The organism is Protofrankia sp. CiP1_Cm_nod4 (assembly GCF_982290645.1).
Window position 1 is genome coordinate 44,144 of record NZ_CEVIVC010000018.1, and the last position, 12,033, is coordinate 56,176.

Below are 12,033 nucleotides of genomic sequence, written 5' to 3' on the forward strand. Positions count from 1 at the left end.
CCGCGGGCGGGCACGGGCGGGCACGGGCCCGGCGAAGGACACGGGTGAAGGACATATCGGTGGATATCGCGCCCGCTGCCTGTTCGTCGACCGGAACGGCCGGGGCCGGCCGGGTACGGTCGTTGATGTGACGCCGCAGGAGACTCCATCGTGGGACGCCGCGGACGGGCCATGGCGCTGCCGCCTGCACGTGGTGAGCGGCAAGGGCGGCACCGGCAAGACGACCGTCGCCGGTGCGCTCGCGGTGGCACTGGCCACCGGTGGCAGGCGCGTCCTGCTCACCGAGGTCGAGGGACGCCAGCAGATCGCCCAGCTCTTCGACACCCCGCCGCTGCCCTACGCGGAACGCAAGGTCGCGAGCGCTCCCGGTGGCGGCGAGGTCTTCGCGCTCGCCATCGACGCGGAGGAGGCGCTGCTGGAGTACCTGGAGATGTTCTACAACCTCCGCCGCGCGGGCCGGGCGCTGGAGCGGATCGGCGCCGTCGACTTCGCCACCACGATCGCGCCGGGCGTCCGTGACGTCCTGCTCACCGGCAAGGTGAAGGAGGCGGTCAACCGCCCGGACGCGGCCCGCCCCGGGGGCAGGGCCTACGACGCGGTGGTTCTCGACGCGCCGCCGACCGGGCGGGTCACCCGGTTCCTCAACGTCAGCGCCGAGGTCGCCGGGCTGGCCAGGGTGGGCCCGGTCCGCGCCCAGGCCGACAGCGTGATGGCGGTGATGCGCTCCGAGCAGACAGCCGTGCACCTGGTCACCCTCCTGGAGGAGATGCCGGTCCAGGAGACCGTGGACGGCGTCGCCGAGCTGCGTGCCGCCGGGCTGCGGGTCGGCGGTGTGATCGTGAACATGGTCCGGACGCCGTTGCTCGTCGACGAGGAGCTCAAGCGGGCCGGCGCGGGCCGGCTGGACGTCGAGGAGCTGGCCGCGGGCGTGAAGGCGGCCGGCATCGTCCCCGCTGCCGCGCTGGTGGACGCGCTGGTGGCGGAGGCGGCCCAGCATGCCCACCGGGTGGCCCTGGAGCGGGCCGAACGCGGCGAGATCGAGGCGTTGGGACGTCCTGTGTACGAACTGCCCCTGGTCGCCGACGGCGTGGACGTCGGCGTGATCTACCGGTTCGCGGAGTTGTTGCGGATGCAACGGATGGTCGGATGAGCAACGGTCGGACGAGCGGGCTCGCGGCTGTGGGGACGCGGCTGCCCCCGGCAACGCCCGCGTCCAGGGTGCCCGCGTCCATGGCGCCGGCGTCCGCGGTGCCGGTGCTGGACGTCGACGCCATGCTCGACAGCGAGAAGATCATCGTGTGCTGCGGGTCGGGCGGGGTCGGGAAGACCACGGTCGCCGCCGCGCTCGCGCTGCGCGCGGCCGAGCGGGGCCGCCGGACGGTCGTCCTCACGATCGACCCGGCCCGCCGGCTGGCCCAGTCCATGGGCCTGACCGAGCTGGACAACAACCCCCGGGAGGTCGTGGGGGTGGACCGCTCCGCGGGTGGCCATCTCGACGCGATGATGCTCGACATGAAGCGGACGTTCGACGAGATCGTCCTCGTGCACGCGACCCCGGAGCGCGCCCAGCAGTTACTCGACAACCCCTTCTACCAGTCGCTGTCGTCGTCCTTCGCCGGTACCCAGGAGTACATGGCGATGGAGAAGCTCGGCCAGCTGGACGCGACGGGCGAGTGGGACCTCATCGTCGTCGACACCCCGCCGACCCGGTCGGCCCTGGACTTCCTGGACGCGCCCAACCGCCTGAGCGCCTTTCTCGACGGCCGGCTGCTGCGGCTGCTGCTCGCCCCGGCGAAGGCCGGCGGGAAGATGTACCTGAAGGTCGTAGGCGTCGGGCTGGGTGTGTTCAGCAGGGTGTTGACGAAGATCGTCGGCGCGCAGCTGCTCGCCGACCTCAGCCAGTTCGTGGCCGCCCTGGAGACGATGTTCGGAGGGTTCCGGCAGCGCGCCGACCAGACGTACCAGCTGCTGGGCGCGCCCGGGACGTCCTTTGTCGTGGTGGCGGCGCCGGAGGCCGCGGCGCTGCGGGAGGCGTCGTACTTCGTCGACCGTCTCGACGCGGACGGGATGCCGTTGGCGGGCCTCGTCGTCAACCGGGTCCACCCGGTCGGGCCGCCCGCCCGCGGGCTGACCGTGGAACGCAGCCTGGCGGCGGCCGAGACGCTCGGTGAGCACGCCGAACATCCGCTGGCGGCGGCGGTGCTGCGCATCCACGCGGAACGGGTGCGGCTGGCCACCCGGGAGCAGCGCCTGCGGGACCGCTTCACCAGCGCGCATCCCGACACGCCCCTGGTCGAGGTCGACGCGTTCGCCGGCGACGTTCACGACCTCGACGGCCTGCGCGCTGTCGGCGCCGTACTTGCCGGTGACAGTCCGCCCGGTTTCCCCGACCTTCCCGGCCTCCCCGAGCAGGCCCACGACGTCGCCCCGGGGCAGACCAGCTAGCGCGAACCGAAGAGGGTGGCGGCCGAATGGGGTGGTGACGTGGTTCTCGTCCCCTGTCACCCCGCGTCCGCCGCGCCGTGGCTGCGTTCGCCGACGCCGTCTCCCGCCTGGCGTTGGTGGGGCTGTCGGCGACCGGCCGGTTTCATGAGGACTGTGGGGGCGCAGGGCAGCGGTGTCGCCTGCCCCGCCGGGTGGATCTCAACCGGCGGGGACTACGGAACGTCACAGGCGCGCGGGCGGCGGTGTCGCGTGTCCCGCGGGGGCTGTCGGCTGGTCGAGCCCGCGGGTGCGCGAACGGTTGTGATCGCGCACCCGTCGAGCGGATCGGGCATCTGAGTCCGTCCGGTCGTCCTTGCTCGTCCGGCTAGCCCGGATCATCGCTGGCAGCGACGCCGTCGTCGAGCGGTTGTCCCGTTAGTGACGTTGATGTCCGCAATGCCCCATAGACGTGTGATGATGAGCCGCGCTGGGGAGCCGGACAGCGAGTTCGTCAACGAAAAACCAACAGGACGCCAGTAGGTGACCAGTAGGGGACGAGGTGCGGACGGTCCTAACCGGCGGAGGCGGTGCCGTGGTGGGCGCGCGCGTCCGCGAGCAGCTTCCGCCACGATGTGACGTCCGGTCGCCGGCGCAGCAGTGCCCGGCGTTCCCGTTCGGTCATACCGCCCCAGACTCCGAACTCCACTCGGTTGTCAAGGGCGTCAGCGAGGCACTCGGTGCGGACGAGGCATCCGAAGCACCGGGTCTTCACCCGGTTCTGTGCCGCTCCCTGGACGAAGAGGTCGTCCGGGTCCAGGTCGCGACAGGCCGCGTTCGCGGTCCAGTCGCCGTCGACGGTCGAGCCGATCAACTGTGTCGAGCTGGCACGTCGGGCGGCACTGGTGCGGGTCGCCAGGCTGCTGGTCATGCCACCTGCCTTTCTTCTCGAGACCGGGTCAGGGGGCCCGTGCGGGTGGTGACGTGGCTTCGCCCGAAACCGTATGGAGCGTCTCCGCCACGGCACAGACCCCACACGGGTGGTTGTCTAAATGACCCGTCCGGGCCATTGATCCGAATGACGAGAGAGGCGCTATCTGTAACCAGATCATGTCGTGTGCGTGACATTCATATGTCCGTTCCGTGCGGTCGTACGCTGGTGCGGGAAGCGCGGCTGAGCGGCCGTGCGAGGGGGCCGTTTGGAGGTTCCCGGACGTGACCAGCGCGACAGGCCCAGGCCGCGAGGGCCTGTGGCCGCCCGCCGGTTCCGACCGGGCCGGCTACGGCAGAGGGGTCGCGTCGGGTGCCGGCCTGATGCCGGACGGTCCACGTCGCGGCCGTCCGCGCGTGTGGACGGTGGTCGAGCGGGCCGGGCAGGCCATGATCCTCAGCGGGCTCGCGGGTGTCCTGCTCGCGCTGGTGATGTTGCCGGTCGTGGCGCTGGCGGGCCTGACGGTGAAGGGCGGCGCCGACGCCTTCCTGGACCTGCCGGCGAACCTCGCCGTCCCGCCACTGCCGCAGGCGTCCCGCATCCTGGACGCCAGGGGTAATGTCATCGGATATCTGCGAGGTGAGCAGGACCGGCAGATCGTCCCCCTCGACCGCATTCCGGCGGTACTGCGCCAGGCGGTCATAGACATCGAGGACTCCCGCTTCTACGAGCACACCGGCCTCGACTACCGGGGGCTGCTGCGGGCCTATGTCTCCAACCAGGAGTCCGGGGCGGTCACGCAAGGCGGGTCCACTCTCACTCAGCAGTACGTGAAGAACGTCCTCCTGCAGGCCGCGACCTCCAAGGAGGAAAAAGACGCCGCGACCGAGCAGACCGTCAGACGTAAACTCCGGGAAGCACGCTACGCACTTTACCTCGAGGAGCACCTGAGCAAGGACCAGATTCTTGAAAGGTATCTGAACATAGCCTACTTCGGGGACGGCGCCTACGGCGTGGAAACCGCGGCGAAACACTATTTCAACGTCGAGGCCGACCAGCTCACCCTCCCGCAGGCGGCGATGCTGGCAGGTCTGGTCAAGAACCCGACCGCCTACAACCCGGTGCTGCACCCGCAGGCGGCGATGTCGCGACGGGACGTCGTCCTGGAGCGTATGCACGAACTCGGCCACGTCAGCGATGAGCAGTTGCGACAGATTCGGGGGGCCCCGGTGGTGCTCAACCGTCCACCGCAGGCGGCAGACCCCTGCCAGCTGTCGTCGGTGCCGTTCTTCTGCGCCTACGTCCGCCGCGCGCTGCTTGCCGACGAGCGCTTCGGGGCGACCCAGACGGACCGGGAGCGGCTGCTGTTCGAGGGCGGCCTGACGATCCGCACCACGCTCGACCCGGTCGCCCAGGCCGCCGCGCAGAACGCGGCGAACACCGTCGTGCCGCCCGGAAACCGGGTGGCGGCGGGAGTGGTGACGCTCCAGCCGGGCACCGGGAACGTGCTGGCGCTGGCGGTGAACCGGGAGTACGGCCCGTCCGCGGACGGCCAGCCGCCGGAGCGGACCACCGACTTCGTGCACACCAAGCAGATAATCCCGCTGGAGCAGGCCTCGTTCTCCCCGGGATCCACCTTCAAGGTCTTCACCCTTGCCGCGGCCCTGGAAAAGGGGCTGCCGCTGAACACCACGTACTATTCCCCGGCCTGCTACCACTCGGATGTCTTCCACAATCCGGACACCGACGACAACGGGCGCCAGAGCCAGGGGGACTGCTACGGCAACGCCGACCCGAACGAGGCCGGCTTATATTCCATGACCACGGCGACCTGGGACTCGGTCAACACCTACTACATCCAGCTCGCGGAGAAGGTCGGGCTGCGCAGCACCGCCGAGATGGCACGCCGGCTGGGGGTGACCTCCTGCCGGGTGCAGGACCAGTCCGCGTCCCTGCGCTGCCCCGGCGGCGGCATCGGGCCGGTCGACGGAGCGGCCGTGCTCGGCACCAACGAGATCTCCACCATGGATCTGGTGACCGCCTACGCCACGCTGGCCAACCACGGTGTCCGGTGCGATCCGCGGCCCTTCGAGTCGATCACCCAGCGGGTCGGCAGCACCGACCGGCCGGTGCCCTACACCGCGCCCGGGCCGTGCCGCCAGGTGCTCAGGACAGAGATCGCGGACACGGTCACCTCGGTCCTCGAAGGCGTCATCCTGTACGGGACCGGGGCCCCCAACGCGCAGATCGGCCGGCCGGCCGCGGGCAAGACCGGCACCGCCGAAGGCTTCAGCACCGCGTCGTTCGCCGGTTACATCCCCCAGCTGGCCACCGCCGTGACCGTCGCCGACCCGCGCTCACCCACGACGTATCCGCTGCGTAACGTCCTCGGTCATCCGGTCGTCTACGGTGGCGGCCTGCCCGCCCAGGTGTGGGCGAGGACGATGCGTGGCACCGTCGACGGGCTCGGGCTGCCGGTCGCGCCGATGCCCTCCCCGGACGCCACCCAGCCCCACCCGGCGAAGAAGACGCTGCCGGACGTCGTCGGCCTGGACCTGTCCCTGGCACAGCAGCAGCTGACCTCCCAGGGCTTCCGGGTGACGGTGCAGGAGATCTGGAGCCCGTTCTCGAAGGGGACGGTGCTGGCGATGAATCCCGGCGGCAATCAGGAGGTGGACGAGGGCTCGGAGGTCGTGCTGATGGTCTCCCAGGGCTTCGTCCTGCGCTCCTTCCGAACCGACGCCGGGGGAGCCCCGGCCCGGCTCGACAGCGGGAGGACCTCCGTTCGCCCCGGTCCCGCCACCGCGGGATCCAGGCGTGCCCGGGGCGACGGCAGGGCTGGCGCGGGCTGACGGGCCCTGCCGGCCGCTGGCGGATCGTCCCGTCCGCCCTCTCCTGCCCGGGAGCCGCCCTCTCCTGCCCGGGGGCCGGTCGGCCCTGACCGGGGGCCGGTCGGCCCTGACCGGGGGCCGGTCGGCCGTGTCCCACCAGGGCCGTACGCCGCCCGGCCGGTGTCCGGACGGGCCGCGCCCACCTGCCGCTGACGGGGGATCCGCTGGCCCGCGGTGGCCAGTTCGTCAGCGGCAGGTACCGGATGCCGCCGCCAGCGGTGCCCAGCTCACGTTCCGCTCACGTCCAGCTCGCGTCCGGCTCACGGGCTAGGCGGGCGGCGACGCGGCCAGCCGGGCACGGACCAGGGCGGAGACGCGGGCCCCGTCCGCACGCCCGGCCACCTCGGGCTGGACCGCCTTCATCGCGGCGCCCATGGCCTTCGGCCCGGCCAGGCCGTGTTCGGCGACCACCCTGTCGATGATCGCGGCGAGTTCGTCGTCGCCAAGCTGCTGAGGGAGGTAGGCGGCCAGGATCCCACCCTCGTCGTTTTCCTTGCTGGCCTGTTCCGCGCGGCCCGCCGCGGTGAAGGCCTCGGCGGCCTCCCGCCGTTTGCGGACCTCCCGGGTGAGTACCTTCTGCACCTCGGCGTCGGACAGCTCGCGAACGCTCCTGCCGGCGACCTCCTCGTCCTTCAGCGCCGCCAGGGCCATCCGCAGGGTGGACGTCCGCAGCGCGTCCCGCGCCTTCATCGCCGTGGTGAGATCCGCCCGCAGACGATCCTTCAGTTCGCTCACACAGATGACCTTAGTGGTCGGCGCCGGACGCCCGTCGCATCGGCGGATCGCCGAGAAGCCGGCGCCGGAGCCGCTGGCGGCGGCCTGCCCTGGGAGCGATCAACAGCTACTGGCGGGTGGGCTGCCCGCGAGCGCGGCCCGCAGCAGGGCGAGGGCCGACCAGCGCAGGGTCTCGGCGGCCTCGTCGCGGGAGAGACCAGCGACGTCGGTGAGCCAGATCAGTGCCTCGATACCGGCGGCGGAGCGGATCGTGACGGCCAGCCGGTGCGGGTCGAGGTCGGGGTGGGTCTCCCGCAGAGGTGCCAGGGCGCGTTCGATCCAGCCGATGGCACGCCCCTGGCGCAGCACCGGCGGCTGGGCATCGGCAGCAGCGTCCAGTGACAGCCGCAGGGCGGCGCGTAGCTGCGGTTCCCAGTCGAGGGTGATGCGCAGGTGGGCCCGCATCACCAGGTCCAGCCGGGCCAGCGGGTCGCTCGGTGCGTCGTCGGGCAGCAGGGACTCGTGCTGGATCTCCGGGTGGGCGGCGAGCAGCAGGGCGCGCTGGTTGGGGAAGTAGCGGTACGCGGTCGTCCGGGAGATCCCGGCCGCCGCGGCGGCGTCTTCGACGCCTGGGGTCACCCCTTCGGCGAGCAGCCTGCGGGTGGCCGTGACCAGCGCGTCGCGGGTACGGGCCTTCTGCTGGCGGCGTCCCGTCAGCTCATATGGAACCGACATCTCCATCATAGTACTTTCATCCCATGGAATATGGGTCCCATGTTGGACATGTGAATCCCATGATGATGGGACGGATCATGATGGTGAGGCAGGTGAGGTGGCCATGTGCCTGGATCCGGCGGTGACGGACCCCGACCTCTACAAGGTGATCTTTGAGAACGACCGGGTCCGGATCCTGGAGTACCGGGACCGGCCCGGTGACAGGACCAGCCCCCACGAGCACCCCGACAGCGTCATGGTCACCCTGACCTCGTTCCGGCGCAGGATCAGCGCCGGTGGCCGGCAGGCCGAGGTCGATCTCCCCGCCGGGCAGGCGCGCTGGCTCGACGCCCAACGGCACAGCGGCGAGAACACAGGCGGCACCGACACGCACTCGATCTTCATCGAGCTGAAGGAGCCCAGGCCCGCGGGTTTGCCCGCCCCCGCCGACGCCCTCGGCCCCAGCGGCGGCTGACCCGGCCATCGCACCGCCCTCCACGGCCGTTGCGGCCACGTCCACCCACGTACCGGTCGGCTGCCGGACCAGCTCTGGCCTCGGCGGGCGCCGACGGCCGGCCCGGCAGGTGCCGGCGGCGGATGTCCGGTCGGTCACGGCGTACGCGACGCGCCCCGCGAGCCGCCCATCACAGCGCAACCTGAGCCACACTTGTCCGATGACGAGTGGGCGACGGTTGAAACGGTCACCTTCAGGGGCGCGGGGGCGCACTGTCGGTCGGACGGCCACCGGGCTCGGAGCGGCAGGTGCCCTTGCCCTGGCATATGCCGCTGGCTACGAGCGCACCGCCTACACCCTGCGTCGGGTGGTGCTGCCGATGCTCGCGCGGGACGCACCGCCACTGCGTATCCTGCACATCTCCGACCTGCACATCACCCCGAACCAGAAGCGCAAGCTGGAGTGGATCGGGGATCTCGCCCGCCTGGTGCCCGACCTGGTGGTGCTGACCGGTGACGTCCTGGCGCATCCGGACGCCGACGAGCCGACGCTGCTGGCGCTGTCGTCCCTGTCCGGCTTCCCCGGGGTGTTCGTGCCGGGCAACAACGACTACTACGCGCCGACGTTGAAGAGCCCGCACCGCTACCTGCTGCCCAAGGACGTCTCCACCCCGAAGGGCACCCCGCTGGACTGGGCCGGCTTCGCCAAGAGCCTGACCGCCGACAGCGGCTGGCTGGACCTGACCAACAGCCGGACGACGCTGCGCGCCGGTGGGCTGCGGATCGACGTCCGCGGCGTCGACGACGCCAGGCTCGGGCGGGACGATCTCTCCGCGGTGCTCGGCCCGCGCGACGACGGCGACGTCGATCTGGTGCTGGGGCTGTCACACACCCCGGAGCCCCGGGTGCTGGACGCCTACACCGCGGACGGGGTGGCGCTGACGCTCTCCGGCCACACACACGGCGGGCAGATCCGGGTGCCGTTCGTCGGGGCGCTGGTCGCCAACTGTGGCCTCGACCGTGGCCGGGTCCGCGGGCTGTCCCGTTACGAGGCCGGCGGGCGTTCGTCGTGGCTGCACGTCTCCGCGGGCCTCGGGACGTCCCCGTTCGCGCCGGTCCGGTTCGCCTGCCGGCCGGAGGCCACCCTGATCACCCTCGCGCCGGCCGCATGGACCTGACGCCCCGCGCGGACCCGGCGCCGTGGCCCGTGGGGGTGAGCGTGGCCCGTGGTGGAGGTGGGCGCTGTCGCGGCCTTCGTGCCGCTGCCGGGGGCTGGAGCCGCTCCCCGCGAACCTGTCCGGCCACCCCGTGCCGAGGATGGCCGGCGGATCAGGTAGACTTCGTGGTGGTCACGGGGTGTGGCGCAGCTTGGTAGCGCGCTTCGTTCGGGACGAAGAGGTCGTGGGTTCGAATCCCGCCACCCCGACCACGCAGGCCCTGTGATCCTTTTTTGGATCATGGGGCCTGAGTTCTTTGCGCTCTTCGGTCTTCCCGTTTCCTCCCAACGGCAGGCCGCCGTCGCGGGAAGGGAGACGAAACGGAATCGCGGGTGGCGCGCTTCGAGGCGTTGCTGACGTCCAGCGGGAGCGAACTGCTCGATCGCCTCGCCAGCGAAGCCGGTGCGGGCGGCGGCATCGGCGGAGGCGGGGGAGCCAGGGGAACGGCCGGCCCGCGGCAGGCGCTGCGCCTCGGGACGCGGCTGCGTGTCGACTATCCGACGGATCTCGTGGTCGACGCGCTGGGCCAGCACGAGCTGCGGACGGCGGCCGGGGCGAAGTTCAGCCGGGCGATGGAGATGTTCTTCACCCGCGCCGGCCTGGAACAGGCGTCGCCGCAGGTCGTGGCCGAGCACACCGCTTCGCGGTACGCGGCCGGGGATACCGTCGCCGACCTGTGCTGCGGTATCGGCGGGGACATGCTCGCGCTCGCCGGGCACCACCGGGTGATCGCCGTGGACGTCGACCCGCTCCATCTGCGTGTCGCGCGGGCCAACGCGGACGTCCTGGGCGTCGGGGGCAGCGTGACGACCGTTCTCTCCGACGTCCGCGACGTCGATCTGGCGGGGGCGGACGCGGTGTTCGTCGACCCGGCCCGGCGCGCCGGTCAGCGGCGGCTGCGCACCGGTGACAGCGAGCCACCGCTGGCCTGGTGCCTGGAGCTCGCCGGACGGGTCGCGAAGGTGGGGATCAAGGCCGCTCCCGGGCTTCCGCGGGAGGCCGTGCCCGCCGGCTGGGAGCTGGAGTTCATCGCCGTGGGCAGGGACCTCAAGGAGGCGGTGGCCTGGTCCCCGGCGCTGGCCACCACGGGCACCCGCGCGACCCTCCTGCCCGGCGGGCACACGCTCACCCCCGCGCCGGCGGGCTACGGGGCGCCCGCGGTGCCGGTGCGGGCGCCGGGTGAATACCTCCTCGACCCGAACCCGGCTGTCACCCGTGCCGGGCTCGTCGCGGAGCTGGCCCGGGAACTTGGCGCCTGGAAGATCGACGAAAGAATCGCCTTCCTGTCGGCGGACGCACCGATACGCACGCCGTTCGGCCGTCCGCTGCGCGTCATCGACTCCGCGCCGTGGAACCAGAAGCAGCTGCCCGCCCGCCTGCGCGCGCTGGACATCGGATCGGTCGACATCCGGCGGCGCGGCCTGGCGGGTGACGTCGACGAGCTGCGTAAACGCCTGAAGCTCTCCGGTACCCGCCGGGCCACCCTCGTCATGACCCGTGTCGACAACCGCCCCTGGGGCCTGACCTGCCTCACCGACGAGTGACGGCCCGCGATACCGCGTCCCGAGCACACCCCGCCCGGCCAGGGGCTGGCCAGAGCGGAACCGGCCAGAACGTGATCAGCCAGGCCGTGATCAGCCGGCCTGGCCGAGGATGGCCGCGGCCGAGCCCCGGTATCCGGGACATCCGGCCAACATTCTGTTGATCTTCATGCCGTGCGGCTCGGGCCGCCCGTTCCAGAAGTCGGTCGATGCGCCCCGCGGCCTTATGTCATGCCTGTCAGCTTCATCACCTTTCTCCCTTGACAAGGGCTTTCAGTAGGTATTCATCAGTACGACCCGTGGGGAGAAGTCCTCGACAGGCACGCCCGCCGGGGGCGGCGGGCCATGGTCCGCCGGATCCTGCTGGCTGTCACGGTGGTTCTCGTCGCGGCCTTCTGCGTGGGCGTGCTGTTCGGCCTGCCGCTGTTGCACCGGATACGGGACGATCGGAACGCGGCGTCACCGACCGCCGCGGATCCTTTTGCTGGCACCCCGGCCGCGAGTTTCGCCGCCGGCGCGGACGGGCTTGTCCTGCCCGCCGCGGCCGACACCGGCTCCTTCACCGCGGCCGAGGTCGAGACGGCCCTGCAACAGGCGAAGAAGCTCCTGGTCGCCGCCTACCTGGATCCCCGGGTGTTCGGCGGTGACCTCGGTCCGGTGTACGCGACCATGAACAACGGACTACGGCAGTCCATCCAGGAGACGGCCGCCGATCCGTCGAAAAACGACGAGATTCTTTTCCCTGCCGCGCGTTTCGCGCCGGGTGTGACGTTGGCGGCCCCTGACGCCCGGGCGAAGGGGAGTATCACCTACGCTCCTGGTGAAAAGCCGGGGACGCTGGTGGTCACGGCGAACCACGTGTATGTGTATCCGCTGCGCCGTGATTCCTTCCGGGCGCTGCTCACGGTGCATCGTGATCTTGATATCACCTTCTACCGGCCGGGAACGGCACCGGCAGGCCGGGATGGAATAAGCGGTATCGGTGGCAGGGGCGCCCTGTACTGGGATTTCGACTGCGAAGCCATGAAAAAGGGGCTGCTTGCCCCGGGCCGGCCGCTCGGTTACGCCGACACCGAACCCGGCCAGCCGGCATACCACGAAAGATTCGACCCGGCCACCGCCATCGTGGGGAAGGATATCTGCGGGCCGGG

10 protein-coding genes and 1 tRNA gene are annotated in these 12,033 nt (G+C 71.3%); 8 read left to right on the forward strand and 3 right to left on the reverse strand.

What is annotated here, in order from left to right; genetic code table 11:
* Positions 1-127: 127 nt before the first annotated feature.
* Both bagA and bagB read left to right on the forward strand, forming a co-directional pair.
* Complete coding sequence (gene bagA / locus AC5LSR_RS06030; protein WP_250286568.1) at positions 128-1,150, forward strand: ATPase BagA; 1,023 nt, start codon at positions 128-130, stop codon at positions 1,148-1,150.
* Complete coding sequence (bagB, locus tag AC5LSR_RS06035; protein WP_250286564.1) at positions 1,147-2,445, forward strand: ArsA family ATPase; 1,299 nt, start codon at positions 1,147-1,149, stop codon at positions 2,443-2,445. Before bagA ends, bagB begins: the two co-directional genes overlap by 4 nt.
* A gap of 550 nt (positions 2,446-2,995) precedes the next feature.
* Here bagB and AC5LSR_RS06040 read toward each other — a convergent pair.
* Positions 2,996-3,352: a WhiB family transcriptional regulator gene (locus AC5LSR_RS06040; RefSeq protein ID WP_131768817.1), complete on the reverse strand. Its 357-nt coding sequence runs from the start codon at positions 3,350-3,352 to the stop codon at positions 2,996-2,998.
* A 284-nt stretch (positions 3,353-3,636) separates the two neighbouring features.
* On the opposite strand from AC5LSR_RS06040, the gene AC5LSR_RS06045 reads away from it, so the two are divergent.
* The gene (locus AC5LSR_RS06045; RefSeq protein ID WP_445548576.1) at positions 3,637-6,204 is read left to right on the forward strand and encodes a transglycosylase domain-containing protein; all 2,568 of its coding nucleotides are present in this window, start codon (positions 3,637-3,639) and stop codon (positions 6,202-6,204) included.
* A gap of 306 nt (positions 6,205-6,510) precedes the next feature.
* Here the strand turns inward: AC5LSR_RS06045 and AC5LSR_RS06050 are convergent, their stop codons facing one another.
* Both AC5LSR_RS06050 and AC5LSR_RS06055 read right to left on the reverse strand, forming a co-directional pair.
* Entirely contained in the window at positions 6,511-6,978 is a 468-nt protein-coding gene (locus AC5LSR_RS06050) for a GatB/YqeY domain-containing protein (protein ID WP_250286561.1), read from the reverse strand.
* 99 nt (positions 6,979-7,077) lie between these two features.
* A complete protein-coding gene (locus tag AC5LSR_RS06055) occupies positions 7,078-7,701 on the reverse strand; it encodes a TetR/AcrR family transcriptional regulator (RefSeq protein WP_493464524.1) in 624 nt (207 codons plus the stop codon).
* Between the two features lie 94 nt (positions 7,702-7,795).
* On the opposite strand from AC5LSR_RS06055, the gene AC5LSR_RS06060 reads away from it, so the two are divergent.
* The 5 genes from AC5LSR_RS06060 to AC5LSR_RS06080 form a co-directional block, all read left to right on the forward strand.
* A complete protein-coding gene (locus AC5LSR_RS06060) occupies positions 7,796-8,146 on the forward strand; it encodes a cupin domain-containing protein (protein ID WP_250292844.1) in 351 nt (116 codons plus the stop codon).
* A 217-nt stretch (positions 8,147-8,363) separates the two neighbouring features.
* A complete protein-coding gene (locus tag AC5LSR_RS06065) occupies positions 8,364-9,302 on the forward strand; it encodes a metallophosphoesterase (protein WP_250284434.1) in 939 nt (312 codons plus the stop codon).
* A 174-nt stretch (positions 9,303-9,476) separates the two neighbouring features.
* Positions 9,477-9,553, forward strand: a tRNA-Pro gene (locus AC5LSR_RS06070).
* Between the two features lie 120 nt (positions 9,554-9,673).
* Positions 9,674-10,885 carry a THUMP-like domain-containing protein gene (locus tag AC5LSR_RS06075; RefSeq protein WP_250284432.1) on the forward strand — a complete coding sequence of 404 codons (1,212 nt, stop codon included), beginning with the start codon at positions 9,674-9,676 and terminating at the stop codon, positions 10,883-10,885.
* Between the two features lie 342 nt (positions 10,886-11,227).
* On the forward strand, positions 11,228-12,033 hold an 806-nt coding region (locus AC5LSR_RS06080), incomplete at its 3' end, for a hypothetical protein (RefSeq protein ID WP_250284430.1).

Excerpts from the sequence above, each read along its gene's own strand:
- AC5LSR_RS06060 (WP_250292844.1), top strand. The coding sequence starts at position 7,796 with ATGTGCCTGGATCCGGCGGTGACGGACCCCGACCTCTACAAGGTGATC.
- AC5LSR_RS06055 (WP_493464524.1), bottom strand. The coding sequence starts at position 7,701 with ATGATGGAGATGTCGGTTCCATATGAGCTGACGGGACGCCGCCAGCAG.
- bagB (WP_250286564.1), top strand. The coding sequence starts at position 1,147 with ATGAGCAACGGTCGGACGAGCGGGCTCGCGGCTGTGGGGACGCGGCTG.
- AC5LSR_RS06040 (WP_131768817.1), bottom strand. The coding sequence starts at position 3,352 with ATGACCAGCAGCCTGGCGACCCGCACCAGTGCCGCCCGACGTGCCAGC.